This is a genomic window from Micromonospora sp. PTRAS2 (assembly GCF_054052245.1).
Window position 1 is genome coordinate 937,039 of the sequence record NZ_JBSWBU010000002.1, and the last position, 24,785, is coordinate 961,823.

Here is a 24,785-nt window from a genome sequence, read left to right on the forward strand (position 1 = left end):
CGTAGCGACCAAGATCGGAGAAGGTGGTCCCGCACGACTCGTCCGTTCAGCCATTTGTAAGGAAGGGCACCCTGTTAACGCATTCTGTATAGGAAGGGCCCCTTCCTAACGCCCCGCACGCCGCCGAAGCACCCGCCCGAGCGCACGCACGCGCACGTACGTACGCGCGCACCCGCGACGGTTCCCCCGCACCCGAGGGCACGGGGGAACCGATGGATCTTGGACGCTTCGTGTTCGTTGAGAACGGAGAGTGTCCAAGAATTGGAGCTGTCGACGTTGGCGGGCGGTCAGCGGGAGGGCGTCGAAGTGGGTGTGGCGGTCGGCAGTGGCCCGAGCGTGGCCTCGCCGGGCGAGGCCGGTGCCGGGGCCCGCCCGGCCGGCTCACCGGGCGGAACCGGGGCGGGCGGTGCCGTCGTCGCGTCGCCGGGCGGCGTCGGGGCGGGCGGTGCCGTCGTCCCGTCACCGGTCGGCGTCGGGGCCACCGGCGCGGGCGCAGCGCCGTCGGTCGGCGTCGTGGTGAGCGGCGGGTTGATGGGCGGCGCGGCGGGTGCCGGGCGCGCCCCGACCGGTCCGGCCTGGAACGGGGCGTTCTCCGGGCAGTACGGGTAGACGGGCAGAGCCGGGCCCGACTCCGGCAGCCCCGCGCGCTCGCACTCCGGGTAGCCGATCCGGATCGGGTTGCCGTTCTGGTCGAACAGCCGGGCGTTCTCGACGAGGCGACCCTCGCTGTCGTAGACGAAGACGTCGCCGATGTACGGCGCATCCACCGAGGTGGACTCGTAGCCGGACTCGTTCCAGCCCAGCCGGTCGTCCGCGTCGACGAAGCCGACAAACGCGAAGACCGCCAGGATCGCCGTGCCGGCCCACAGGGCGATCCGGGGCCAGCGGGTCAGCGCGGCGGTGCGCCTGCCCAGCCACACCGAGGCGACCACGCAGACGCCGAGCAGCAGCAGCGCCGCGAGCGTGCTCCCGCCCAGCCTGGGCAGCAGCCCGAACGGCACACCCGTCGTGACGACGGTGATCAGCATGGCCGCCAGGTAGCCACGCAACACCCACCAGGCGGGGCGGAGCAGGCGCAGGTACTCGCTCGCCGAGGCGTACCCGAGGATCGGGCCGACCCGGACGTCGGCCGCGCGCAGCCGGGCGCGGACCTGGGCCACGGCGGCGGCCGCCCGCTGGTCCAGGTTGCGCGCGGCGGCCGGACCCCCCGCGCCGGCCGCCGTGCGCAGTTCCATGGCGTACGCCTCGGGCGCGCCCAGCCGGTCGACCAGCGACCCGTCCCCCTCGGCGGCGACCTCGGCGAGGTACTCCGGAAGGTCCTCGGTCAACTCGTCGCGGACCTGGGGCGGCAGGTCCGCCAGGGCGGCCCGGACCCGGGTCACGTAGTCCGCGATCTCCTGCTCCATGACAGTCACGCTGCCATCCCCCGATCGTCGAGCAGAGTGTCCATGGTGGTGGCGAACGAGCGCCAGAGCTTGCCGGAGCGGGTCAGTTGGTCCCGGCCGGCGGCGTTGAGCGAGTAGTACTTGCGGTGCGGGCCGGACTCGCTCGGCACGACGTACGTGGTCAGCAGGCCGGCGGCGAAGAGTCGCCGAAGCGTGCCGTAGACGGAGGCGTCGCCGACCTCGTCCAGGCCGGCCTCGCGGAGGCGGCGCAGGATGTCGTAGCCGTAGCCGTCCTCCTCCCGGAGCACGGCGAGGACCGCGAGATCCAGCACGCCTTTCAGGAGCTGCGTGGTATCCACGCATCGCACACTACTGCGCACTGCGAAGTACCGTCAAACGACACCGCGGGCCTCGACATTCTCGAACTTGGCCGGACATGTTTACCAATTGCTATACTCCCCGGGTGGTGGAGGAGTGGCAGATCTATCTCGTCGACGAGGTGCACGCCTGGATCGACAGCCTCGATGCGGCCACCTACGCTCGCGTCGTGCAGGCCATCGACCTACTCGCCGAGAGCGGGCCCGGGCTGGGCCGACCACTGGTCGACACGATCCACGGTTCGACGATCGCCAACCTCAAGGAGCTACGACCTGGCAGCGTACGGATCCTGTTCGCCTTCGACCCTTGGCGCTCCAGCATCCTCCTGGTCGCCGGAGACAAAGCCGGGCGATGGAATCAGTGGTACGCCGAAGCCATCCCTCTGGCCGAGCACCGCTACGAGATCTATCTGAAGGAACGCGCCGAAGAGGAGGGCCGCCAGTCATGAGCAACAACTACGTGCGATGGAAGGACGTCCGCGCTGCCCACGTCGAACGGGCCGGCGGCGAACAGGCGGTCGAGGCCGGCAAGCAGGAGTTACTCGCCAGCGTGGTTGGGCACCGCCTCGCCGAGGTTCGTCGGGCCCGCAACCTCACCCAGCAGCAGGTTGCCGACCGCATGGGCGTCACCAAGGGCCGCGTCTCACAGATCGAACAAGGCAAGATCTCTGGCCAAGACGTCGTCGCGCGCTACGCCGCCGCCCTCGGCGGAAGGCTGCACCAGGCGATCTACTTCGACGACGGCGACATCGCCGCCATCGCATAGCCCTTGCTTCGCCCGGCGTCGCGGTTCGGTCGCCGCCAGCACACATGCCCCGTTTCGGCGACAGCAAAGAACTCATTAGGCGTCAGCCGGGCTCGGTCAGACGTAGAGCTTGCGCAACTCGCGGGCGATGTCCGGAACCTCCGTCATCACCCCGCTGGCGACCGCCATGACCAGCGACTCGGCCTGGTCGACGTCGAGATGGACGATCACTCAGCGAGCCGGCGGAGCAGCTCGGCGTCGCGATCGGCGACCTCCCGGGCGGAGTCCCGGACGCGGGCACGGTGGCCCGGCTCGGTACCGCCAACGACGCCCCGGGCCTCGGCCGTCCAGGCCAGGAAGCGCTCGAACAACTCCTGCGGCGTGGGGGCCGGGTTCGGGTTGAGCCGGACCAGGTCGCCGGTCGCCTCGAACAACTGCCCCGCCAGGTAGACCGACAGCCCGACCCGGTCGCGGCGGTACTCCATGAGCAGCAGCAGCCGGGCCGGCTGGCAGGACCAGGGCGCGGCACACACCCGGCACAGCCAGAGCGGACGCATCGCCGTGTGCGGCCGGACAGCCCGCCCCTGGCGGTCGTGCACGGGCGAGCGATTGGAAGTCGACATACCCAATACAGTGACCGACTCGTTGACCCGGGTCAAGGAGCCGGGTCACCTCTCTACCGTCCGTTTCATGGAGCTGGTGGGCGCGCATGAGATCCGGATCATGCTGGGCGGCATCAGCAAGCAGCGGGTCTACGTGATCACCAGCCACCGGAACTTCCCCGAACCAGTGGCGGACCTGATGCAGGGCAAGGTGTGGTTGAAGGCCGACGTGCAGGCGTGGATCAAGCAGCACCGGCCCGAGCTCGCGTCGGACTGAACGACCCCGGATCGAGCACGATCCTGAGCGCCTTTCTTACCTGTCGATTACGCGTCGCGGCCGGGCCGATCGTGAGGAGCCGGTAGGGCCGTACCCCCGGGCGGACGGCACTTCACGGCGAAGTGCCCGGCACGACGGAGGAACCCGATGGCGGGCAGCGGAAAGCGGAGACCGGTCCGGGGCAGCCGGGTGGTGGCGGTGGTGGCGGCCGTCGGGGCGGTCGGCGCGCTCACGGTCACGTTCGTCTCCGGCGGCGGCCGGGGCAGCGCCTCGGCGGAGGCGAACCTCAACGACTTCGTCCCCATCGAGCGGGTCGCCGCCAACGTGCCGACACCGCGGCTGGGCCCGAACGCGTCAAAGGGCGTCTTCACCGTGGACTGCGGGACCAACCGCAACGGCAAGTTCAGCCCGGACAATCCCGTCGCCCAGCCCGGGATCCGCAACGGGGCGGAACACCTGCACGACTTCGTCGGCAACCTGGCGATCGACGCCAACACGCCCGACGCGGTGCTGGCCGCCTCCGGGACCACCTGCCGCAACGGGGACCGCTCGTCGTACTTCTGGCCGGTCGTGCGGATCGACAAGGCGGTGCGGGCCAACCTTGACACGCAGGCGCTGGGCGCGGTGCAACCGACGGTCTCCTGCCCCCGGGTCGCCGACCGGCTGCCGGCGGTGCCCGCGTCCGCCCGCGACAGCGTACGGCGTGACCTGGCCGCCCTCGACCGGCAGCTCGCCTCGGCCAACGACAGGATGGCCGCCAGCCGGGGCCGGATCGACCAGCGCCTCAACCAGTCCGTGATCGGCGCCCTGCGCGCCGAGCGGGCCGAGACGATCAAGCGGATCTCCCGGACGATGAGCGGTGCCGGCAGCCGTCCCCGTGGAATGGTGTCGCTCGTGGACTGCGAGGTCAGCTACGACGGCCTGCACGCCACACACAGCGCGGCACCGGCGACGGCCAGCGGCGCCAGCCCCGGCGTGCGGTGCCCGAGCGTCCGCGACAAGCTGCCCGGGGTGCCGGCGTCGGCCCTCGACGAGGTCAACCGCAATCTCGACCTGCTCGACCAACAGATCGCGGAGGCGAACCAGCGGCTGGTCACCACCAAGGGCGAGGGCGGCCCGAACTTCGCGCTGAACGCGATCGTCGGACCGTTGCAGTCCAAGCGCGTCGCCACCCTCGACCGGATCGCCATCGCGATCGGCCGCACCGCGCCCCGGCCGCAGGGGCTGGAGGCGCTCGCCCCCTGCACGCTCGACGAACGCCCCGTGGGCGGCCAGCCCGGCGGCAACAACGGCAACGGTGGCAACGGGAACAACGGCGGGAACGGCAGCGGCAACAACAACGGCGGGGAGAAGCCGCTGCCGGAGCCGCAGGGGCCGAACCTGGAGCTGCCGAACAACACCGGCCGGATCGTGCAGCCGTCGAAGGTGCTGATCGAGTACCGGGGCAACCCCGGCGCGAAGGTCACGGCGATGCCGAGGTTCCTGCGCGCGCTGACCGGCGACGCCAAGCCCACCAGCCGGGGCCCGGCCAACGCCCGCGCCACCTGGACCTGCTCGGGCTTCGCCGACCGGCTGTCCGACCGCTACCCGATCTGCCCCGACGGCAGTCAGGTCATGCGGGTGCAGGACTTCCCCGGCTGCTGGGACGGCCGGAACACCGACAGCGAGAACCACCGGGCCCACCTGGCCTTCGCCGACCCGACGACCGGGGCCTGCCCGCAGGGCTTCGTGGCGATCCCGCAGCTGCGGATCAGCATCTCCTACGACATCCCGCGCGCCGTGCAGCTCCGGGGCCAGTACGCGCTGGACTCGTTCCCCGAGGAGAACCACAACCCGTTCTCGGACCACAACGACTTCGTCAACGTCAACTCCGAGAAGCAGATGCGCAGGATCGCGGCCTGCCTGAACGAGGGGCGTCGGTGCTCCTGACCGGATGACCGCCCGAGCGGGCCGGGCGTCAGCCCGGCCCGCCGGCCCGTTACTGCAGGCTCCAGGCGATGCCGTCCGGCATCTGCGATAGAATCTAGCACATGCCCCAGCAGCCCCCACCACCTCGCGTGACCGCAATCTACCTGCGGCTTTCCAAGCAGACCGACCGGTCCGTCTCCCTCGACGCACAGCTAGCGGAGTGCGTAGCCCTCTGCGATCGGAACGGGTGGACGGACACGCGCATCTACCGGGATGCGTCCCGAACGGCGTCCGACGCCAGGCGGAAGCGGCCCGCGTATGAGCAAATGTTGACGGACGTGCGCGACGGCCAGGTGGCCCGGATCGTGTGCCGGGACGATGACCGGCTTGTCCGGCAGCCCATCGAGCTTGAGGGGCTGATTAACACCCTTGATCCCGGAGCGGTCCCGGTGTGGTTCGCTGCGGGCAGCGAACTTGACCTGACGACTTCCCGGGGCCGGGAGAATGCCCGGATTCGTGGGGCGATTGCCCGGGGGGAGGTGGAACGGAAGTCGGAGCGGCAGAAGGCCAGCAACCGGCACCGGGTTACCAGCGGTCGTCCGCTGGGCACGGTACGGCCGTTCGGATACACATATGCGGCTGGCACGCTCACGATCGTTCCGGACGAGGCGGAGTCGATCCGGTGGGCCGTGGGTCATGTCATGCGCGGTGGAACCCTTTCCGACGTTGCTCGGGAGTGGACGGCCCGGGGCCATACGGTCCCCAAGACTAGGGGTCCCTATTCGTGGGCCGCCGCGAAGGGCGCTCTCACCAATCCCTACATTTGTGGGCACCTTCAATATCAGCCGTCCACGATCCTTTCGCCGGAGGCGAGTAAGCGGGTTCCGGTCTGGAAAGCTGAGCTTATTAAGGGTGAGTGGGAGGCAATCATTTCCCGTGAGCAGTGGACGGACGTTGTGCAGGTTTTGACCCGGACGCGGTCGAAGGCCGGCAACTACGTCCGCTATCTAGGGGCCGGCATCTACCGTTGTGGCGTCTGCGACAAGCCGCTACGTTCTGGGTGGAAGACCAAAAAGACGAAGCGGTGGCGTACGTATAGGTGCGTCGGCCACAACAGCGGAATTTCCGCTGATCCGATTGACGACTATGTGACGGACATCCTTACGTCTCTGTTGATGGCGGATGACTTTACGGATTTCCTGATTGAGCCAGGCGGCCCCGATCGGGGAGCGTTGGAGGCTGAGCGGAGAGAGCTTGAGGCGGAGCTAGATGCCTTGACTGCGGCGTACACGCGCCGAGCTATCCGGCTTCCTCAGTTGGAGGCGGGCACCGCCGCGATTGAGGCGAGGTTGGCTGAGATTGGGGAAACGCTGGCCGGCACGGTGGAACAGGAAGAAAGAGCCGCACGGTATGCCCCTGCATCCCGGGAGCAGTGGGAGTCGGCCACGATCGAACAGCGGCGGCTGTTCCTTCGGGACCTGCTCCCAGTGGTCCGGGTTTTTCCAGCAGGGTCTAACCCTGCTCCCCCGGTGCCCGCCTACGTGCATGCGTACGACCGCAGGGGCCGCCGCCGGCCTCTGCCTATTGGGCCGGATGAGTACACGATGGCTGAGCGCCAATCGGAGCACGCCGAGCGGTACGGCAAGACGGTTGACTAAATCGGCCTGAGAGCCGCGCAGAGAGATTGACAGCCCCGGAAGGGCCCTACCGCTCTCCGGGGCTTTCTGCCGCCCCGGTGACCGCTACAGCGGGCTATAGAAACTCCGCGCTGTAACACCCCGGCGGTAAGATGTGCGACAGAGTAACCGGGGCCCTGCTGGGCCCCTTTTTTGTTGGGAGGGTATCCATGGACTTTCCGATGGTTGTTGCCTGGGCTGAGAGCTTCACCGAGGACAACAGCGCGCCTATCGGGCTGCGGCTGTTCTGCATGGTATTGCTGAGCACTGAGCCGGTGCGGCAGTTCATCGCGGAGCGAGACGCCCGAGAGGCCGAGGGCAGCGAGTGAGCGATGGTATCCGGTTTGCCGGCCCGTGGGCGGCCGTCCACCAAACCGAAATAAGACGAATTGCGCGAATGTCGGACGCCGGACCGGCGCACGTTCGGCTCTTTCTGCTGGCTCTATCTGAGGCAAACCGGATCGGACACGCGGAGTTTAGGGAGGGGGTGTTGCGGGAGTTCCTAGGGTCCGCCAACAAGGCGACCGGTGAAATCAAGCCCTGCTCACCTGCCACGGTCAGCCATGCGATCAAGGCCGCCGTACGGCTCGGGATGCTGTCGCCTGAGAGCTGCGCGGGCTGCCTGGTGCTGCCGCACACCCTGTTTCAGAAGGCGGGGAGGGGTACCGGGTCGTGCCGGTACCACGGGGCCCGGACCAACGTCACCAGGGTTGCAGCGTGATTTGGCCTGTCAGGCCAAACGGTTTGGCCTCTCAGGCCAAACGACTTGGCCGTTGACCTGGGGAAACTCAAAACTCTCTCAATCTCTTCCAGGGGTTTCCGGGGTGGAAGATCTGGGGATGGTAGTAGGACGGGCCCCTCAAGGGCCCGTATGACAGTGGATAAAGCGCCGGCCCGTGAGGGCCGGCTTTGATGTCCAGGGGGTCAGCCTTCCGGGGCTGACCCATGTTGCCGGGGCGGAGTTCAAACGGAGCCACGGCCACCCCCTCCCTGGACTTCGGGGGGAAGCCCAGGGAGCACAGCCGACGGTTGCGCTCTCCGGTACCGGTGGCGGGCATGGTGCATTCTGGTTGCGTGACCACCCGCCTACAGCGTCAACTACGGGCTAACCGCCGGCCCCGGGCTGCCGTAGCCACCAGCCCTGCCCGATCGCTCGGGCGTGACATCCTGGTCAACGTGCTGGCCAATCTGATAGCGGGTGCCGTGATCTTCCTTGGAGCCTCGGCGGCTAGCAGCCTAACTGCGGATCGTGTACTTGTTGTCGTAGCCGTGGTTGCTGACCATGGCTATATTGCCTATACGCCGGACCCTTTTCGCCTCTTCCTGTAGGGGGAGGGGGGTCGAAACTCTGGGGGATCCCTTCCAGAGTCCCGCGTCCTTAAGCGGATTTGCGCGCCTGGGATTGCGCTAAGTATGTGGGTTGTCTTCCCCGATTTCCCGGAATCCGCAACGATTTCCGAAAGTCCGACGGAATCCGGGGCCCCGTTCGCTGTGGCTCACACCTTCACTTCCGGGGTTCAAAGAGCGTTAGTTAGGGTGAGGGGTGGCCTGCCAGCAGGAATGCACTGTGACGCAGATCACTCACGCACTTCCGGGGTTCACGGGGTGTATAGAGGGTGAGGGCAGGAAACGCGAGCCGCAAGGCTCCCGGGAACGATAACCCAAAGGTGGTGAACTGATGAACGACGAGCGTAAGCCGTGCTTCGTGTGTGGAACTGCGGTCGATCGGCCGGCAACCACCGGGCGCATCCCCCGTTACTGCTCAGACGAACATCGGAGAGAAGCGCGACGGGTGAGGGCCGCACGGGTGCGTGCCCGCCAGTCTGCGGCCCGGTACGCCGTTGAGCGCCGGGTGTTCCGTTTCCAATACTACGGCAGCGACGCTACCTAACAAGCTTCCCGGATTACCGGGAAGACATCAACGTAAAGGGACCCCACGGGGCCCCTCCCAATGTGATCGGATCAGGCGGTGACGGTCACGGCCTTGACGCTGTTGATGTCGAACACCCCGGGAATGATGACGGCCTGGTCACCCGCACAGTTCCCACGCTAAGGCCAACGAAACCGGTAGGCGTCTAATCCATGCGCCCCGGGCCTCCTTGAGCGTCTTTTCCCGTACGCGGCCGAACGGGGATCGAAGGGTCAGCCGTCGTCGGTTTCCGTGTTTTTCCGGGCCGGATACGGCTGGCCCTTCTTTGCTTCCCCATGATGGCACCCAACAACCACAGCAGGAGTTTTCCCGATGAACTATGTTGAACTTGCTAACGCTGCGATTGAGAAGCGCGACCGCGCTTTCGAACAGCTCAAGACTGTTCACGCCGACTCTGCCCTGTCGGCAGCTGACCGCGACGAGCGGGCAGCCCGGATTAACGCTGAGATTGACGCTCTGGGCGCTGAGGCTGAGGGCCACATTCGCGCCGCTGAGCGTGTGGTTGAGCACCGGGAGCTTAACGCCCGTGCTGCGACTCTGGCCGGCGGTCGGGCGGACCGCAGCGAGTGGCGGTCGCTCTTCCCGTCGCAGAGCGAGTGGCGGGGAGTCGTTAACACCGGAACCCCGGGCGAAGGCGGCTACACCGTGCCGACCAAGGTTTCTAGCACTGCTATTGGCATGCTGTCGGCGGAGAGTGTCTTTCTGCGTGGCTTGCCGAAGGAGAATGTGCATCTTATGGACAGTGAGGCTATGGGAGCTTTCCAGATGCCTCAGGTTCTTTCTTCGGACGACCCGGACTATGTCACCGAGGGTGACTCTATCGGAATCGTCGATACCCAGTTTGGCTCCAAACTGCTAAAGCCGTTCAAGTTCGGTGAGATCATGCTTGCCACGGCCGAGATTCTGGATGATTCACAGCTTGACCTTCGTCAACTCTTGGCCGACATTGCCGTTCGGAAGCTTGCGGAGAAGGTAGACCGGGACCTCTTTTCTGGCACCGGCACGGCCTCGCTTAACGGCATCATCGGCCAGGGTCAGAGTACGACTCTTGGCGCTGGTGTGAAGATCACCCATGATGCAATTGCCGATGGCATGGCTGCGATTGAAGCGGCTAACGGTCGTCCGTCTGTCGTGTGGACCTCTCCCACGATTGCGGCTCAGCTCCGCAAGGAGCGTTACGCCGCTGGTGGTGAGTATGTCCGTGGCGGCCCGGTGGGTATCGCTGGTGACGGCGCATGGGGTGTTCCAATCCTGGTTTCGAATACGCTGCCGGCTAAAACGCTGGTCGTGGCTGACGGTTCGCGTGCTCACGTCCTGATTCGTAAGAAGGTTAAGATGGCCGAGTCGCACGATTTCCTGTTTGCGGATGACAAGGTGGCTTTCAGGATGACTTTCCGAATCGCTGGTGTTGCTCTGGCCGAGGCGGCTAGTTGTCAGGTGATCAAGGAAGCGTAGCTTCACACCGGTTCCCAGGGCTCCATGTGATTGGTGCTCTGGGTCATCCCCGGTTCGGGATTCCGCGCGAATCCCGGGCCGTCATGCCTTTACGCCTTTTTGGCGTAGGGGCTTGTCGGTCTTTGGGTGGGCCGTGTTGTGAGGGTAGCGCCAGGGGAAACGGGGACGGACAGGGGAAACCCTGTCCGTCTCTTCTTTTTGCCCTCTACCCAAACCGCATAACCGGAAGGGGTGCACGTGATGGATTATCGGACTATTCTCGATTACTTGACTTCCCGAAGTTGGATTCAGCCGCAATCAGAGGGCGGCTGTTGGCTATGGCAGGGGTATTGCCTGCCGTCCGGCTACGGGCTTCACACGATTAGCGGCAGCCGCAAGTATAGGCGCACCTGGCTTGTGCATCGCCTAAGCATGGCGGCTTACGGATATGAGATAGAGGGTTTTACCGTGGATCACCAGTGCATCAATAAGAACTGCTGGAATCCTGCTCACCTTGAGATGGTGACGGTTGAGGAGAACACCCGACGGGCGGCAAACAAGCGGTGGGGCGTCTACCGGCGGCTATACGAGCTGAGTATCCGTCTCGGCGCTGAGGGGGGCGTGTGAGCAGCAAGGGACGACAGTGGAAGGTGACTCACATCGGTTGGGCTCCGTCGTCGTCGCTCGGATTGAGCGCCGAGGAATACCCCAATGGTGTGGGAGTGCTGCTGTGCAGTAACGGCCCCTCTAAGGCCACTAGGGCGGGAATGCCTGAGGCGTTAATGCGCCTACACCTGGGATCGTTTGACACGGCGGAAGCCGCTCTAGCGGCGTTCCCGATGGTACGCCCCGGGTGGCCGGATGATTGGGAGGCTGGCCCTGGTGGCCGGTGACGAGCTGTCGCCCCAGCAACAGCAGATCCGCCGGGACATGGCCGCTTCTGCGGCCTATCAGGAAGCCGTGGCGTTTAAACGGGCTGCGGTGAAGGTTGAGCAGGATTACGGGATGGCTAGCCGGTGCGGCTGTCATTTCTGGCCTATCGGTCGCTGCCATCTCATGCAGGGCGAGGAAGCGCGGGCGCGCGTACAGCGAAGGCGGTCGGTCCCTCTTCGACGTGGCACCGCCGTTCGCGGCGACACTCGGACGCACAGCGCTACGGTGTCGGGTTTATCAGATGGTGAACGCTGAAAGGTTGATGGCCTGTCGGCTGTTCGGATGACGGCCTGCTGCGGCTTTCGGCGTGAATTAGTCCGATTCAGGGCTTTTGGCTTTCATTGAATCAATAGGGATCCCTGTAGGGCCCCCTTGAGGTTTTGGAGTTTTTGGAGAATTAGAAGCGTGATTTAAGAGCGCACAGCGCTCCAGTTCGATTTTGCGGCTATCGCGCGCTCGTTCTAACGTTTCGGACAGCAGCGGGCGGGGTTCGCCCTTGAGGTGAGAGAAGGGTGGCAGCCGAGGACGATCATCGAGCATGACTGACCTGCCTTGGTCGGTCCGGCCTCCCGAAGGGGCGACGAGCGGACCACGGCAGGCGCAAGGGCGGCTGAACCAAGTCGACCCGGCAGCACCAGGAACGGCAGTGTTGAGCGTCCCTCGACCGTCGGGGTGGACGGGGAAAACAACGCCCGGGGCGGAATCCCGGGCGTTGTGGGTGGCTCAACGCTGATCAAGTAAGTCTCACTTGCTGGTATCTCGCGTCTATTAGGAGCCAACGTGACGGTAGCCCCGGACGAGGAATGCGTCAACACAACTGACCGTAACCAGCCGCGTAAGCCCTGGTTGGAGCTTCTTCACGCAGTGCCGCCGATCTTGCAGGGATTGGCTGCGTTGGTGATCGCCACCGGCACCGTGCTGGCCCTCATCCTCAAGTAGGGATGGAGCGGGGCCCGGCCTCGGTCGGGCCTCTCTCGCTTCGTGGCGGCGGGGTTCGTGTCCATGCGAGGAACCTGCTGAACAGCTCCCCGGGCGACGGTCCCGGGTTCGGGCTGAGCCTCAACAGGTCCCCGGTCGCGTCGAACAGGCAACCCGCCATGTAGACCGACAGGCCTACCGGGTCTTTCCCGTATTCCATGATCAGCAGGAGTCGGGCCGGCTGGCACGGCCAGGGGGCGGCGCATGCTCGGCACGTCCAGAGGGGCCGCCGGGGAGCATGCGGCCGGTGCGGCACTTGGGGGCGCTGCGGGTTCGGGGGCGGATTGATGGGCCCAGTGGTCACGGGGCGCGGTTGAGGCTGCGTCACGTACGGTCGGGCGTACCCCGGCCCTGACTGGGCTTCCGCGTATCCGACGGGTCGCCCCGTGGTGTGTCCCTGGTTGGCACGGTTCATGCCCTCATCGTGCCCGTGCCGTTTAAACGCGTCAACGGATCACGACGTTGAAACGCGACGTGGGCACGGGCCGTCCTACCGTCGCAGGATGGACCGCGTAGAGCTTGTGGGGGCGGCGGAGATCCGCGCCATGCTCGGCGGTATCTCCCGGCAGCGCATCAACATCATCACCACGTCAAAGGGCTTCCCTGACCCGTACGTCACTCTGACCATGGGCAAGGTCTGGCGGAAGTCCGACGTTGAGGCGTGGATACGTGATCATCGGCCGGAGTTGGCCGAAGAGGGCTGAGAAGGGGCCCCGTCGCCGGGGCCCCTTCCGGTGTGCCGGTCAGTCGACCGGGATGACCCGGTGGACCTCCCAAGTCATGTAGAGCGTCCTGCCGTCCGCGTCCCCGTCGACGTGGGTGCAGACGACATCGACCGGGAGTTGGGCGGCAAGTTCCGTCAGGTCTTCCGGGGCGATCGGCAGGTCAAGAACGGCGATCCATTCGCCAGGCTTCTCTTCCGTGATCTTCACTGGGGGATGGTTCCTTTCCTTAGGCGGCGGCAAGAACTTGCCGCAGACGACGCGGGGTGATCTCAAGGGCAGCGGCTACCGCCTCCCTGGTGGCGGTAGGCTCCGCCAGCATGTCAAGGGCCAGAGCCCGGGTTACGGCCACCGGGCGGCGCTTCCGCCGGGGCCGCTGAACCTCCGGGCCCTCCGGCACGTTGGGGCCCTCAGGGGTCACCTCCGGCCCGTCGTGAGGGCCGGCGATCTCCGGGCCTTCCTGGGACGTTTCCTGTTGCTGTATAAGGGATTCGGCAACTTCCGCCGGAACTTCGACGGCCGTTCTGGGACGGCCGGACCGGGCGAGCACTTCCACCGTGAGCAGTAGCGCAACCGCCGGCCACGCCGACACCAGGCGGGACACAACGTCCGGGGCGGCAACGGTCACGTTGGCGGCGAGGGAAGCGGCTACACCAACCAGGAACGCCAACCAGGCGGACCACCGGGAGCGCCGACCATCCCCTAGCGCCACGGTGCCAACGAGGACCAGGCCGTCAACGGACAGCGGCAGCAGGGCCGCTAACAGCGGGGTTTGACCAGCCATCAGGGCCAACTCTCGCTGATGGTCGTAAGAGCCGATGGCAGCAACCACGGTGACGGCAACGGCCCCGACCAGCGAGGCGACACGACGCGCATTCATCGACCACCGGCCAAAGCCTCAGAGCGGCAGGGCCCGCAGTTGTTCCGGGGGCTGCCCCGGTGGCTCGGGCACTGGTCAACCTTGTCAGCGACCGGGAGAGCGGCCCCACGCCGCTCCGGGTACGGGTACGGGGATCGCTGCGGGTTGAGGTTGGGGTTGGGGGTTCTGGTTCTGGGGAGGAATCGACGCCAGTCCCGCGCGGCAGCGCGGTTGTTCTTCTCATTGGACTTCTCAACTTCGGGCGACACGTTAGGCGTGTCACCCGCCGGGGCCCCGTTCGTCACCCCCTGGCGCTCACTGTCACCCCCCGGCACCGTCGGCTGCCCCGTCACCAGGCGGTAGACCCGGGTAGCGATCCCCGCAACCTTCGACACGACCAGGCGGCCAAGCTGAACCAACTTCGCTAGGGCCCGCTGGACGGTCCGCTCAGAGCAGCCGATGTGCTCTGCGATCGTGGCGACGGACGGCCACGCCGCACCCTCCCGGTTGGCGTGGGCAGCGATCACCACCACGACCAGGCGCTCAGTCTTGGGGAGATCCTTGGACGCCTTGAGGGCTTCCTTTACGGCCTGACTCATCGGGCACCACCACGGGCCCGGAAGGTCGCGACCACGGCCCGCACGTCGGCGGCGCTGAGAGTGTCCCGGTGACGCCACGTCGAGAGCAGGGCGGCGACCTGGGCACGGTTACGCGGGTGGAACGGGGCGAGAGCCTTCGCCGCGAGGACGGCGGCAGGGGTTAGACCTGTAGAGTTGCGCGACATGTCGGAGCGTCCCTCCGGCTAGGCCCCGGGGTCAGCGCGCCAACGCTGCCCGGGGCCGACTTGCTACAGAATGCTGTAGCAGATGCCGTCGAGGATGTCGTGCTCGCTCGCCACCACCGTCGACATGCCCGCCCGCTCCATGATCGTGCGCAGCACCAGGGCCCCCGCGCCGATCACGTCGGCCCGGCCCGGGTGCATCACCGGGATCGCCAGCCGCTGCTCGCGGGTCTTCGCCAGCAGGTCGGCGGTCACCTCCGCCACCGCGCCGTACGACACCCGGGCGTGGTGGATGCGCTCCGGCTCGTACTCCGTGAGGCCCTCGGCGATGGCCACGACGGTGGTGACCGACCCGGCGAGCCCGACCAGGGTGGCGGCCTGCCGGCCCGGCACGGCCTCCAGCGCGCGGTCCACCGCGACGGTGATGTCGGCCTGCGCGGCGGCGATCTGGTCGAGGCCGGGCGGGTCGCCGAGCAGGTGCCGCTCGGTCATCCGGACGCAGCCGATGTCCATCGAGATCGCGGCCTCGACGCCGCCGGCCCGGGTGCCGACCACGAACTCGGTGGACCCGCCGCCGATGTCGATGACCAGGTACGGCTCCAGGGCGTCGGCGGGCAGGCCGCGCACCGCGCCGGTGAAGGAGAGCCGGGCCTCCTCGTCGCCGGTGACCACCTCGGGCGCGACGCCGAGGGTGCGCTCCACCATCGCCCGGAAGTCCCCGGCGTTGGAGGCGTCGCGGGACGCCGAGGTGGCGCACATCCGCACCCGGTCGACGCCGAGCGTGTCGATCTCGGCGGCGTACGAGGCCAGGGCCACCCGGGTCCGCTCGATCGCCTCGGGGGCGAGCCGACCCGTCTTGTCGACGCCCTGGCCGAGGCGGACGATCTCCATCCGGCGGCTCAGGTCGACCAGCGGCGCGTCCGGCCCGGCGGACGGGTCGGGCAGGTCGGCGACCAGCAGTCGGATCGAGTTCGTCCCGCAGTCGATGGCGGCCACACGCGTCGTCACGGCAGCAACCCTACGGCAGCGGCCCCGCCGCGCCCGCAGCGACGGGACGACGGGGGTCACCGGCGGGCCGCCCCGGCAGAGAGCCGTGGCGGGAGCGGCGGAACAGCTCGGGCAGCCAGCCGAGCGCGCCGACCAGCAGCAGCGCCGCCAGCAGGGGCAGCCGCCACCACCAGCGCACGGTGGCCGGGGGCGGGTCCGGTTGGTCGGCCACCCAGGGGCGGGCGGTCTTCGACCAGGCGAGGAACGCGTCGCCGACCGGCAGGACGCCGAACGCGTACCGGCGGGTGGTCGGGGTGTCGACGGGCAGGCCGACGAGGTCGCCGTAGTTGGCCAGCGCGCCGGCCAGCGCCGCGTCGCCCTGGGACTGGGCCGCGCCGAGGGTGACCACGGCCGCCGACAGGCTCACCCCGAGCACCAGCGGCCCGGAGTCCACGTCGGCCGGCCCGGCCAGGCCGTCCGGGTATTCGCGCACGGCCGGGCCGAGCCCCAGCGGGGACGCCACGAACCGGTCCCGGAAGGCCAGGTACTGCGCGCGGGCGAACGCCGGGTCGACGTCCACCAGGAACCGTTGGATGACGCTCTGGGAGGTGGCGCGGGCCACCTCGGCCGGCACCCCGGTCACCGGGTCGACCCGGTGCGGCAGCAGCCCGGTGCGCGGGTCGAGGCGCTGCCGCACGCCGTCCAGCCAGCGGGCCACCGTGCCGGCGAACCGCGGCGGCGGGGCGCCGGGCGGGACCTCGGTGGACGGCGCGCCGGGCCGCAACGGATCGGGCGGCAGCGCGCCGGAGGGCAGCAGCGCGTCGTGCAGCCGCAGCGAGGCCACCGCCACGGTCGAGTCGACCGGCCACGCCTGCCCCGGGTACGCGGCCAGGTACGGCGTGCCGGACGCGTCGAACGCCGCCCCGATCGCGGCGGACGCCTCGACGAACCGGGCCACCTCCGCCGGGTCCCGCCGGTCGACCGGTTGCAGGGCGAGGATGCCGCCGCGCAGCCAGTTCGTCCAGCCCTGCCAGAAGATCCCGTACGCGGGGGTGAGGCCGGGATCGAACGGGGCGGTGCCGGCGGGCGACTCCAGCCGGGCCAGCGCCCAGCGGGCCTCCCGCAGCTCGCCGGCCCGCCGCCCCGCCGGCTTGCGCAGGCCCAGCTCGACGCGGGCCAGCCCGTACAGGGCGTGGGCGAAGAACCAGCCCTCCGGGAACAGCGCCTGGGCGTCCTCGCCCGCGCCGTCGTCGAGGGCGGCGCGCAGGAAGGCGAGCTGCCGGGCCACCCCGGGCGGCTCGCCGTCCGGGCCGGCGGTGGCCGGGACGACGAGGCGGGCGACCCCGAGGAGGGCGGCGGCGGTCAGCAGCACCGCGCACACGCGACGGACGATCCCCATCCCGCCAGCGTGCCCCACGTGATCAAGAGATCAGAGGCGCAGCAGCATGCGGGTGTTGCCGAGGGTGTTGGGCTTGACCCGTTCCAGGTCCAGGAACTCGGCGACACCCTCGTCGTACGAGCGCAGGAGTTGCTCGTACACCGGCTGCGGCACCGGCGCGCCGTCGATCTCGCGGAAGCCGAACGAGGCGAAGAACCGGGTCTCGAAGGTCAGCACGAAGATGCGGGCCACCCCGATCTCCCGGGCCGCGTCGATCAGCTCGCCGACGATGCGGTGCCCGATCCGCCGCCCCCGGTACGCCGGGTCGACGGCCACGGTGCGGATCTCGGCGAGGTCCTCCCACATCACGTGCAGCGCGCCGCAGCCGACGACGGTGTCGGCGTCGGCCGCGACCCGGAACTCCTGCACGTCCTCGTAGAGGGTGACCGTGGCCTTGCTGAGCAGCCGCCGGTCGTCGGTGTAGGTGTCGACGAGCCGCCGGATGCCGCGCACGTCGGAGGTGCGGGCGCGGCGGACGAGAACCGTGTCGGTGGTCATCTCACCCCGCCGCCGGGACGTCCACGCACGGCCCGGCCGCCCACCACTTCTCCACCAGCGCGAGGGTCTCGTCGCCGAACGGGTTGACCCCCGGGCCCGCGCCGAGCGCGTGACCGAGGTGCACGTGCAGGCACTTGACCCGGCCGGGCATGCCGCCGGCCGACACGCCGTCGATCTCCGGCACGTGCCCGATCGCCTCGCGGCGGGCCAGGTAGTCCTCGTGCGCCGCCCGGTAGCGGGCGGCCAGCTCCGGGTCGGCGGCCAGCCGCTCGGCCATCTCCTTCATCACCCCGGCCGACTCCAGCCGGCTGCACGCGGCCGTCGCCCGGGGGCAGGTCAGGTAGAACAACGTCGGGAAGGGCGTGCCGTCGGCCAGGCGCGGGGTCGTCTCCACCACGTCGGGCAGGCCGCAGGGGCAGCGGTGGGCCACCGCCCGGGTGCCGCGCGGCGTGCGCCCGAGCTGGGCGGCCACCGCCGCCAGGTCGGCCTCGGTGGCCGGCTCCCGCTTCGGCGGGGGTACGGAGTCCGCCGCCGGGTCGGGCGGGGGTACGACAGTCACGGTGCCCATCTTTCGTCGGTGCGCGGGAACGTCTGCGTGCGGGAACGTCTGCGTGCGGGAAGTGGCGCGCTCACTGGCCGGGGCGGTCGGCGTTCGCGGCCCGCACGCTCGACCACAGGGTGTCGTACCAGGGATCGGGGGTCTCCGGCCGGGCGGGGGCCTTCCCGCCGCCCGCGTCCCGGGCCGCGCCCGCCGGGTCGTTGAGCACGATCACCGGGACCTCGCCCGGGTAGACCATGTAGAACCGCTCCCGGGCCTGGATGCGGATGTACTCGTCGTCGCGCCACTTGGCCGCCTCGGCGGCGCGCTCGGCGATGAGCTGCCGCTGGGCGGCCTGGGCCGCCTCCATCCGCTCGATGTCCGCCTGCTGGTCCAGATAGACCCGGACCGGATAGGTGTACGCGAGGGCGAGCGCGATGAGCACCGCGAACAGCACGGTGGCCCGGCCGGTGAAGCGTCGGGGGTGGGGTGCGGAGAGCCGCTTGACCGTGCCACCGGCGGCGGTGCGCCGCGCGGCGGCGGGACGGTTCGCGGAGCGTACCGACTCGGTGGCGCGTGCCGAGCCGGGTGACCGGCCGGCGGCGCGTGCCTCCACGCGGACGCCGTCGCGGACCGACGCCCGGGCGCGGGCCCCGCCCGGCCGGCCGGACTGACCCGGCCGGCGGACGGGACGCTGACCACCCGGTGTGCGGCGCTGCTGCATCGTCACACCCCTCCCCCGAGGCCCACTGGGTGTCTCAGGCCGAACGGTAACGCGGGAACGCGCCCGCACCGGCGTACCGCGCCGCGTCGGCCAGCTCCTCCTCGATGCGCAGGAGCTGGTTGTACTTGGCCACCCGGTCCGAGCGGGCCGGGGCGCCGGTCTTGATCTGGCCGCAGCCGGTGGCCACCGCCAGGTCGGCGATGGTGGTGTCCTCGGTCTCACCGGAGCGGTGGCTCATCATGCACCGGAAGCCGGCCCGGTGGGCCAGCTCGACCGCGTCGAGGGTCTCGGTCAGCGAGCCGATCTGGTTGACCTTCACCAGCACGGCGTTCGCGGCCTTCTCGGCGATGCCCCGGGCGATGCGCTGCGGGTTGGTGACGAACAGGTCGTCGCCGACGATCTGGACCCGGTCGCCGATCGCCGCGGTCAGGGTGGCCCAGCCGCTCCAGTCGTCCTCGGCCAGCGGGTCCTCGATGGACACGATCGGGTAGTCGCCCGCGAGCTTGGTGTAGTAGTTGCTCATCTCCTCGGCGGACTTCGCCGCGCCCTCGAACGTGTAGGTGCCGTTGTCGAAGAACTCGGTGGCGGCCACGTCCAGGGCGAAGACGATGTCGGTGCCGAGCCGGTAGCCGGCCTTCTCGACCGCCTCGGCGATCAGGTCCAGCGCGGCGGCGTTGGTGGGCAGGTTGGGGGCGAAGCCGCCCTCGTCGCCGAGGCCGGTGGAGAGGCCCTTCTTCTTCAGCACCGACTTGAGCGCGTGGTAGACCTCCGCGCCGGAGCGCAGCGCGTCGCGGAAGGTGGGCGCGCCGATCGGCGCGATCATGAACTCCTGGACGTCGACGTTGGAGTCGGCGTGCGCCCCACCGTTGAGGATGTTCATCATCGGCACCGGGAGCAGGTGCGCGTTGGGGCCGCCCAGGTAGCGGAACAGGCTCAGCTCGGCGCTGCCGGCGGCGGCCTTGGCCACGGCCAGGGACACGCCGAGGATGGCGTTCGCGCCCAGCTCGCCCTTGTTGTCCGAGCCGTCGATGTCGATCATCTTCTGGTCGATCAGCCGCTGCTCGCTGGCCTCGTAGCCGATGAGCTGGTCGACGATCTTGTCCTCGATGTTGGCGACGGCCTTCTCGACACCCTTGCCCAGGTAGCGGTCCTTGTCACCGTCGCGCAGCTCGACCGCCTCGAACGCGCCGGTGGAGGCGCCGGACGGCACCGCGGCGCGGGCGATCGTGCCGTCGTCGAGCCCGACCTCGACCTCGACCGTGGGGTTGCCCCGCGAGTCGAGAATCTCCCGGGCGACGATTCCCTCGATGGTTGCCACTGAGTCGCTCCTCGTTTGTGTGGTTCCGGTCCGGTATGGGCCGCGACGGTGCGGCTGAGGCAGGTGTTGAACGCAGCGTATCGGGCGACAGCGCGGCGCGGCGCGTCGCCCGGCGCTTCCGGCGGGAGGGTGCGGGTCGGACATTCCCGGATTCTCGGCCCTCAACCGGCAACGGGTTTGCGCGACGTGGACCCGATCGACAAGGCTGGTGGCCATGCCCGCCGCCTCGACCACGTTCCGCGCGCTCGCTCTGTCGGCCATCGCGTCACTCTCGGTCACCGGCTGTCAGGCCCTCGACGACGCCGGTCAGGCGGTCGGGCGGTCGGACCTGGTCAACGACTTCGCCGCCCGGCTGGACCGGGCGCTCGAACTCACCTACTCGGCCGAGTACCAGCTCCCCGGCGGCCGGACCGCCACCATCGCCCAGGCGCAGGACCCGGCCCGGTCGGCGTACACCTGGCCGGGCGGGAAGTTGACCGTCACCGTCGACGCCACCGCCCGCTGCGAGACCGGCACGGGGAAGGCCGTCTGCACGCTGCTCGCCCCGCCCCCGCCGAACGCCCGGCCGTCGGTCGAGCTGTTCACCGAGGCCAAGCGGCGGGGCCTGGTCACCCCGCCGGTGGTGGTCGGGCTGCTCACCGAGGCCGCGCTCGACCCGCAGGCCGTCATCAAGGAGACCGACACCACCCTCGCCGGGCACCACGCCGCCTGCGTGCAGGTCAAGCGCTCGGCCGGCGACTTCACCGCCTGCATGACCACCGAGGGCGTGCTCGGCAGCTTCACCGGCGAGGTGGACGGCACCCCGATGGAACTGGCGCTCGACCGCTACACCGACACGGTCGACGGGGCGAGCTTCGAGCTGCCGGCCGGTGCGGGCGTCGTGGACCGCCGCACCGGCTCGTGACGGAACACCCCGCGGGCGCGTTCGTGGCGGGGGCACCGCACGACGGCCCGCCACAGCCCGGTGACCTCGCCCTGGTGCTCGCTGGGCGGAAGCTGCTGACCGGCCCCGACGGCCGCTTCCCGCGCGTCGGCGAGCTGCCCGCCGGCACCGACTGGGTGCCCCTCGGCACGCTCGACGGCGTGCCCGCCTGGGGCGCGGACGCCACCGACGACCAGCCGCCGGAGGGCAGGTGGCGCAGCTGGCGGTCGCTCGCCGCCGCGCTGCCCGCCCCGCTGGCCGACCTGGCCGGCCGGGCGCTTGCCGTGCTCACCTTCCGCCGCACCCACCGCTGGTGCGGGGCGTGCCGGGCCGAGCTGGCCGACGTGCCGGGCGAGCAGTCCCGCCGCTGCCCCGGCTGCGACCTGTACGTGCCGATCCGGCTCTCCGCCGCCGTCCTGGTCGCCATCACCCGCCCCGGGCCGACCGGCGGCCCCGACGAGCTGCTGCTGGTCCGGCACGCGTCCGGGCCGACGGCGCTGTGGGCGCTGGTCGCCGGGTTCGTGGAGGCCGGCGAGTCGCTGGAGGACGCCGCGCGCCGGGAGGTCGGCGAGGAGGTGGGGCTGGGCCTCGGGCGGCTCACCTACTTCGGCAGCCAGCCGTGGGCGCTGTCCGGGCCGGGCGTGCTGCTGGCCGGGTTCACCGCGACTGCCGCCGACACCACCGCCGAGCCGGTCGTCGACGGCCGGGAGCTGACCGAGGCCCGCTGGTTCCCGCTCGACCGGCTGCCGGCGGAGCTGCCGCCCGCGTACTCCATCTCCCGCTGGCTCGTCGACCACGTCGCCGCCCGCCTCGCGGGCTGACCGCCCCGGCGCCGGGGGCCGTCCGGCCCTGACCGCGCCGGCCCGTCCCGACGGATGCTGACCCGGGCGGCCCGCCCACGGTGTGCAATGGCGGGAGGACGAGGTGGGGGCGGTGGCGGTGCGCGCGACCGGAGCGGCACGGGACGAGGGGTGGCTCGCGGCGACCGACGCGGCGGCGCTGACCGTCGCCGACACCCTCGCCGCCCTCGGCGGCGACCCGCAGGGCCTGACCCCCGACGAGGCACGCCGACGGCGCGAACGGGTCGGCCCGAACGCGGTACGCACCCACCGGGTGTCCGCGCTCGCCGTGCTGGCCCGCCAGTTCCGCTCGGCGCTGCTCGGCCTGCTGCTGGCCGCCGCGACGGTCTCGTTCTTCGTCGGTGAGCGCACCGACGCCGTGGTGATCGGGGTGATCCTCGCGGTCAGCGTCGGCCTCGGCTTCGCCAACGAGTACCGCGCGGAGCGGGCCGGGGCGGCCCTGCACGACCGGGTCCGGCACGTCGCGTCGGTGGTGCGCGCCGGCCGGGTGGAGACGGTGGACGTCGTCGACCTGGTCCCCGGCGACGTGGTGCGGATCGGGCTGGGCCAGGTCGTCCCGGCCGACCTGCGGCTGATCGAGGCCCACCGGCTGGAGTGCGACGAGTCGGCGCTCACCGGCGAGTCCACCGCCGCCGTCAAGGACACCGCGCCGGTGCCCGCCGGCACGCCGCCCGACGATCTCGCCTCCTGCGCGCTGATGGGCACCGTGGTGCGGGCCGGCTCGGGCGTCGGCCTGGTCGTCGCCACCGCCGGGCACACCGCGTTCGGCCGGATCGCCGTCGGGCTGGGCACCCGGCACGGCGAGACCGAGTTCCAGCAGGGGCTGCGCCGGTTCTCGCTGCTGCTGGCCCGGGTGGCGGGCGTGCTCACCGCGCTGATCTTCGTGATCAACCTGGTGCTGCACCGGCCGGTCATCGACGCCGTGCTGTTCAGCCTGGCCATCGCCGTCGGCATCACCCCGCAACTGCTGCCCGCGATCGTCACCGCCAGCCTGGCCGCCGGCACCCGCGCGCTGGCCGCTCGGCGGGTGCTGGTCAAGCGCCTGGTCTGCGTGGAGGACCTGGGCAACGTCGAGGTGCTGTTCACCGACAAGACCGGCACGCTGACCGACGGGCGGCTCACCCTCGCCGAGGCGCTCGGCCCGGACGGCCAGCCGGTCGGCGCCCCGGCACCGCCCGGGGCCGCCGGCCCGCCGGACGCGGCCGACCCGGGCGACGCCACCCACCCGCTCGACGCCGCCGGCCCGCTCGACGCCGCCGGCCCCGGGCCGCTGCTCGCCGGGCTGCTGGCCAACGAGGCCGGGCCGGACGGCGCGGACGGCAACCCGCTGGACCGGGCGCTCTGGCAGGCCCCGGCCGCCGCCGCCCAGCCGGTCGACGCGTACCGGCGGGTGGCGGTGCTCCCCTTCGACCACCAGCGCCGCCGGGTCAGCGTCCTTGTCGACGGGCCGCACGGGCGGCTCCTCGTCACCAAGGGCGCGGCCGAGGAGCTGCTGGCGCTCTGTGTGGACGTACCGCAGCAGGCGCGGGACGCCCTCGACGCGCGACTGGCCGACGGCGGCCGGGTGGTCGCGGTGGCCAGCCGGCCCGCCCCGGACCTGGCCGGGCTCGACCCGGCCGACGAGCGGGACCTGCGCCTCGCCGGCCTGCTGGTGCTGCGCGACCCGCCGAAGGCCGACGCGGCGGGCGCGGTACGCCGGCTCGCCGCCCTCGGCGTCACCGTCAAGGTGATCACCGGCGACCATCCGGCCGTCGCGGTACGGGTCTGCGAGCAGCTCGGGCTGCCCGTGACCGGGGTGCTCACCGGGGCGGACCTGGCCCGGCTGGACGACGCGGCGCTGCCGGCGGCGATCGAACGGGCCAGCGTGTTCGCCCGGGTCTCGCCCGAGGACAAGGCCCGGCTGGTGCGGGCCCAGCGCACCGCCGGCCGGGACGTGGCGTTCCTCGGCGACGGCGTCAACGACGCGCTCGCCCTGCACGCCGCCGACGTCGGCATCTCCGTCGACACCGGCACCGACGTGGCCCGGGACGCCGCCGACGTGCTGCTGCTCGACAAGGACCTCGACGTGCTCGCCGACGGCGTCACCGAGGGCCGGCGGATCTTCGCCAACACCATCAAGTACGTGCTGATGGGCACGTCGAGCAACTTCGGCAACATGTTCAGCGCGGCCGGGGCGTCGGCGTTCCTGCCGTTCCTGCCGATGCTGCCCGGGCAGATCCTGCTCAACAACCTGATCTACGACCTGAGCCAGATCGCCATCCCCACCGACCGGGTGGACGCCGACCAGCTCGCCCGCCCCGCCCACTGGGACCTGCGGGAGATCCGCCGGTTCATGCTGACCTTCGGGCCGCTCAGCTCGCTGTTCGACTTCCTCGCGTTCGCGCTGCTGCTCGGGGTGCTGCACGCCGGACCGACGGAGTTCCGCACCGGCTGGTTCGTCGAGTCGCTGGCCACCCAGACCCTCGTCGTCTTCGCCATCCGCACCCGGGCCAGCCCGTTCTGGCGCAGCCGGCCCAGCCGACCGCTGCTGGTCGCCGCGCTGGCCGCCGTGGCGGTCGCCTGGCTCATCCCGTACCTGCCGGTCGCCGGGCCGCTCGGGTTCGGCCCGCTGCCGCCGCTGTTCGTGCCGGTGGTGGCGGCGCTGACCGTGGCCTATCTGGGGCTGGTGGAGCTGGCGAAGCGGACCCTGTTCGCCTCCTCGGACCTGCTCCGCCCGCCCGGCCGGGCCCCCGGCCCTGCCGGACCGCCCGGACTGCCCACGCCGCCCGGACTGCCCGCGCCGCCCGGCCCGCGCCGTTCGCCGGAGGCGACCCGACGGCGGCGCACCCACCGGCGGGCCGGTCGCTTCACCATCCGCTGACGGGGCGCGGGCTGTTAGGAGGGGTCCCCTGTA

The 24,785-nt window shown here is 70.2% G+C and carries 25 protein-coding genes; 13 read left to right on the plus strand and 12 right to left on the minus strand.

Annotated features, from left to right (window positions below; all coding sequences use genetic code 11):
* Window positions 1–287: 287 nt before the first annotated feature.
* The gene (locus tag ACVMYR_RS10010) at window positions 288–1,415 is read right to left on the minus strand and encodes an HAAS signaling domain-containing protein (protein ID WP_457121657.1); all 1,128 of its coding nucleotides are present in this window, start codon (window positions 1,413–1,415) and stop codon (window positions 288–290) included.
* Complete coding sequence (locus ACVMYR_RS10015; RefSeq protein ID WP_036374274.1) at window positions 1,412–1,744, minus strand: PadR family transcriptional regulator; 333 nt, start codon at window positions 1,742–1,744, stop codon at window positions 1,412–1,414. The genes ACVMYR_RS10010 and ACVMYR_RS10015 overlap by 4 nt, the downstream gene beginning before the upstream one ends.
* Window positions 1,745–1,848: 104 nt before the next feature.
* Between ACVMYR_RS10015 and ACVMYR_RS10020 the strand changes: the two genes are divergently transcribed.
* Entirely contained in the window at window positions 1,849–2,211 is a 363-nt protein-coding gene (locus tag ACVMYR_RS10020) for a type II toxin-antitoxin system RelE/ParE family toxin (RefSeq protein WP_396789760.1), read from the plus strand.
* Window positions 2,208–2,528 carry a helix-turn-helix domain-containing protein gene (locus tag ACVMYR_RS10025; RefSeq protein WP_396789758.1) on the plus strand — a complete coding sequence of 107 codons (321 nt, stop codon included), beginning with the start codon at window positions 2,208–2,210 and terminating at the stop codon, window positions 2,526–2,528. Before ACVMYR_RS10020 ends, ACVMYR_RS10025 begins: the two co-directional genes overlap by 4 nt.
* Window positions 2,529–2,734: 206 nt before the next feature.
* Here the strand turns inward: ACVMYR_RS10025 and ACVMYR_RS10030 are convergent, their stop codons facing one another.
* The gene (locus ACVMYR_RS10030; RefSeq protein ID WP_431893757.1) at window positions 2,735–3,130 is read right to left on the minus strand and encodes a hypothetical protein; all 396 of its coding nucleotides are present in this window, start codon (window positions 3,128–3,130) and stop codon (window positions 2,735–2,737) included.
* A 67-nt stretch (window positions 3,131–3,197) separates the two neighbouring features.
* On the opposite strand from ACVMYR_RS10030, the gene ACVMYR_RS10035 reads away from it, so the two are divergent.
* The 8 genes from ACVMYR_RS10035 (at window position 3,198) to ACVMYR_RS10070 (ending at window position 12,949) form a co-directional block, all read left to right on the plus strand.
* A complete protein-coding gene (locus tag ACVMYR_RS10035) occupies window positions 3,198–3,386 on the plus strand; it encodes a hypothetical protein (protein WP_091279227.1) in 189 nt (62 codons plus the stop codon).
* Between the two features lie 147 nt (window positions 3,387–3,533).
* The gene (locus ACVMYR_RS10040) at window positions 3,534–5,315 is read left to right on the plus strand and encodes a DUF1996 domain-containing protein (RefSeq protein ID WP_457121658.1); all 1,782 of its coding nucleotides are present in this window, start codon (window positions 3,534–3,536) and stop codon (window positions 5,313–5,315) included.
* A gap of 101 nt (window positions 5,316–5,416) precedes the next feature.
* Window positions 5,417–6,952, plus strand: a complete 1,536-nt coding sequence (locus ACVMYR_RS10045) for a recombinase family protein (RefSeq protein ID WP_457121659.1) — start codon at window positions 5,417–5,419, stop codon at window positions 6,950–6,952.
* Between the two features lie 188 nt (window positions 6,953–7,140).
* Entirely contained in the window at window positions 7,141–7,299 is a 159-nt protein-coding gene (locus ACVMYR_RS10050; protein WP_457121660.1) for a hypothetical protein, read from the plus strand.
* 1,913 nt (window positions 7,300–9,212) lie between these two features.
* Entirely contained in the window at window positions 9,213–10,355 is a 1,143-nt protein-coding gene (locus tag ACVMYR_RS10055) for a phage major capsid protein (RefSeq protein ID WP_457121661.1), read from the plus strand.
* Between the two features lie 411 nt (window positions 10,356–10,766).
* Window positions 10,767–10,961, plus strand: a complete 195-nt coding sequence (locus tag ACVMYR_RS10060) for an HNH endonuclease (RefSeq protein WP_457121662.1) — start codon at window positions 10,767–10,769, stop codon at window positions 10,959–10,961.
* A gap of 1,086 nt (window positions 10,962–12,047) precedes the next feature.
* Window positions 12,048–12,206, plus strand: coding sequence for a hypothetical protein (locus ACVMYR_RS10065; protein WP_457121663.1), 159 nt, complete (start codon window positions 12,048–12,050; stop codon window positions 12,204–12,206).
* Window positions 12,207–12,748: 542 nt separating this feature from the next.
* Window positions 12,749–12,949, plus strand: coding sequence for a hypothetical protein (locus ACVMYR_RS10070; RefSeq protein WP_457121664.1), 201 nt, complete (start codon window positions 12,749–12,751; stop codon window positions 12,947–12,949).
* Between the two features lie 39 nt (window positions 12,950–12,988).
* Here ACVMYR_RS10070 and ACVMYR_RS10075 read toward each other — a convergent pair whose 3' ends face one another.
* The 9 genes from ACVMYR_RS10075 to eno form a co-directional block, all read right to left on the minus strand.
* Window positions 12,989–13,177 (minus strand): hypothetical protein, encoded by a 189-nt coding sequence (locus ACVMYR_RS10075; RefSeq protein WP_457121665.1) that lies wholly within the window; start codon window positions 13,175–13,177, stop codon window positions 12,989–12,991.
* Window positions 13,178–13,196: 19 nt separating this feature from the next.
* Window positions 13,197–13,847 (minus strand): DUF2637 domain-containing protein, encoded by a 651-nt coding sequence (locus tag ACVMYR_RS10080; RefSeq protein ID WP_457121666.1) that lies wholly within the window; start codon window positions 13,845–13,847, stop codon window positions 13,197–13,199.
* Window positions 13,844–14,425: a helix-turn-helix domain-containing protein gene (locus ACVMYR_RS10085; RefSeq protein WP_457121667.1), complete on the minus strand. Its 582-nt coding sequence runs from the start codon at window positions 14,423–14,425 to the stop codon at window positions 13,844–13,846. Before ACVMYR_RS10085 ends, ACVMYR_RS10080 begins: the two co-directional genes overlap by 4 nt.
* Window positions 14,426–14,673: 248 nt before the next feature.
* Entirely contained in the window at window positions 14,674–15,603 is a 930-nt protein-coding gene (locus tag ACVMYR_RS10090) for a Ppx/GppA phosphatase family protein (protein WP_457121744.1), read from the minus strand.
* A 22-nt stretch (window positions 15,604–15,625) separates the two neighbouring features.
* Window positions 15,626–16,993 (minus strand): hypothetical protein, encoded by a 1,368-nt coding sequence (locus tag ACVMYR_RS10095; RefSeq protein WP_457121668.1) that lies wholly within the window; start codon window positions 16,991–16,993, stop codon window positions 15,626–15,628.
* 30 nt (window positions 16,994–17,023) lie between these two features.
* Entirely contained in the window at window positions 17,024–17,530 is a 507-nt protein-coding gene (locus tag ACVMYR_RS10100) for an amino-acid N-acetyltransferase (RefSeq protein WP_077936172.1), read from the minus strand.
* Window position 17,531: 1 nt separating this feature from the next.
* Complete coding sequence (locus ACVMYR_RS10105; RefSeq protein WP_077936224.1) at window positions 17,532–18,089, minus strand: DUF501 domain-containing protein; 558 nt, start codon at window positions 18,087–18,089, stop codon at window positions 17,532–17,534.
* A 70-nt stretch (window positions 18,090–18,159) separates the two neighbouring features.
* Window positions 18,160–18,792, minus strand: a complete 633-nt coding sequence (locus ACVMYR_RS10110) for an FtsB family cell division protein (protein ID WP_077936223.1) — start codon at window positions 18,790–18,792, stop codon at window positions 18,160–18,162.
* Window positions 18,793–18,826: 34 nt separating this feature from the next.
* Window positions 18,827–20,110, minus strand: a complete 1,284-nt coding sequence (gene eno, locus ACVMYR_RS10115) for a phosphopyruvate hydratase (RefSeq protein ID WP_077936171.1) — start codon at window positions 20,108–20,110, stop codon at window positions 18,827–18,829.
* A 214-nt stretch (window positions 20,111–20,324) separates the two neighbouring features.
* On the opposite strand from eno, the gene ACVMYR_RS10120 reads away from it, so the two are divergent.
* The 3 genes from ACVMYR_RS10120 to ACVMYR_RS10130 all read left to right on the plus strand — a co-directional run bounded on the left by ACVMYR_RS10120 (window position 20,325) and on the right by ACVMYR_RS10130 (window position 24,752).
* Entirely contained in the window at window positions 20,325–21,014 is a 690-nt protein-coding gene (locus tag ACVMYR_RS10120) for a hypothetical protein (protein ID WP_077936222.1), read from the plus strand.
* Window positions 21,011–21,853 carry an NAD(+) diphosphatase gene (locus tag ACVMYR_RS10125; RefSeq protein WP_077936170.1) on the plus strand — a complete coding sequence of 281 codons (843 nt, stop codon included), beginning with the start codon at window positions 21,011–21,013 and terminating at the stop codon, window positions 21,851–21,853. The genes ACVMYR_RS10120 and ACVMYR_RS10125 overlap by 4 nt, the downstream gene beginning before the upstream one ends.
* 112 nt (window positions 21,854–21,965) lie before the next feature.
* Window positions 21,966–24,752: a cation-translocating P-type ATPase gene (locus tag ACVMYR_RS10130; protein WP_457121669.1), complete on the plus strand. Its 2,787-nt coding sequence runs from the start codon at window positions 21,966–21,968 to the stop codon at window positions 24,750–24,752.
* Window positions 24,753–24,785 lie beyond the last annotated feature (33 nt).

Coding starts and splice junctions, on each gene's coding strand:
- ACVMYR_RS10060 (WP_457121662.1), top strand. CDS start 10,767: ATGGCGGCTTACGGATATGAGATAGAGGGTTTTACCGTGGATCACCAG.
- ACVMYR_RS10085 (WP_457121667.1), bottom strand. CDS start 14,425: ATGAGTCAGGCCGTAAAGGAAGCCCTCAAGGCGTCCAAGGATCTCCCC.
- ACVMYR_RS10050 (WP_457121660.1), top strand. CDS start 7,141: ATGGACTTTCCGATGGTTGTTGCCTGGGCTGAGAGCTTCACCGAGGAC.
- ACVMYR_RS10100 (WP_077936172.1), bottom strand. CDS start 17,530: ATGACCACCGACACGGTTCTCGTCCGCCGCGCCCGCACCTCCGACGTG.
- ACVMYR_RS10120 (WP_077936222.1), top strand. CDS start 20,325: ATGCCCGCCGCCTCGACCACGTTCCGCGCGCTCGCTCTGTCGGCCATC.
- ACVMYR_RS10025 (WP_396789758.1), top strand. CDS start 2,208: ATGAGCAACAACTACGTGCGATGGAAGGACGTCCGCGCTGCCCACGTC.
- ACVMYR_RS10080 (WP_457121666.1), bottom strand. CDS start 13,847: ATGAATGCGCGTCGTGTCGCCTCGCTGGTCGGGGCCGTTGCCGTCACC.
- ACVMYR_RS10070 (WP_457121664.1), top strand. CDS start 12,749: ATGGACCGCGTAGAGCTTGTGGGGGCGGCGGAGATCCGCGCCATGCTC.
- ACVMYR_RS10035 (WP_091279227.1), top strand. CDS start 3,198: ATGGAGCTGGTGGGCGCGCATGAGATCCGGATCATGCTGGGCGGCATC.
- ACVMYR_RS10030 (WP_431893757.1), bottom strand. CDS start 3,130: ATGTCGACTTCCAATCGCTCGCCCGTGCACGACCGCCAGGGGCGGGCT.
- ACVMYR_RS10045 (WP_457121659.1), top strand. CDS start 5,417: ATGCCCCAGCAGCCCCCACCACCTCGCGTGACCGCAATCTACCTGCGG.
- ACVMYR_RS10055 (WP_457121661.1), top strand. CDS start 9,213: ATGAACTATGTTGAACTTGCTAACGCTGCGATTGAGAAGCGCGACCGC.
- ACVMYR_RS10040 (WP_457121658.1), top strand. CDS start 3,534: ATGGCGGGCAGCGGAAAGCGGAGACCGGTCCGGGGCAGCCGGGTGGTG.
- ACVMYR_RS10095 (WP_457121668.1), bottom strand. CDS start 16,993: ATGGGGATCGTCCGTCGCGTGTGCGCGGTGCTGCTGACCGCCGCCGCC.
- ACVMYR_RS10110 (WP_077936223.1), bottom strand. CDS start 18,792: ATGCAGCAGCGCCGCACACCGGGTGGTCAGCGTCCCGTCCGCCGGCCG.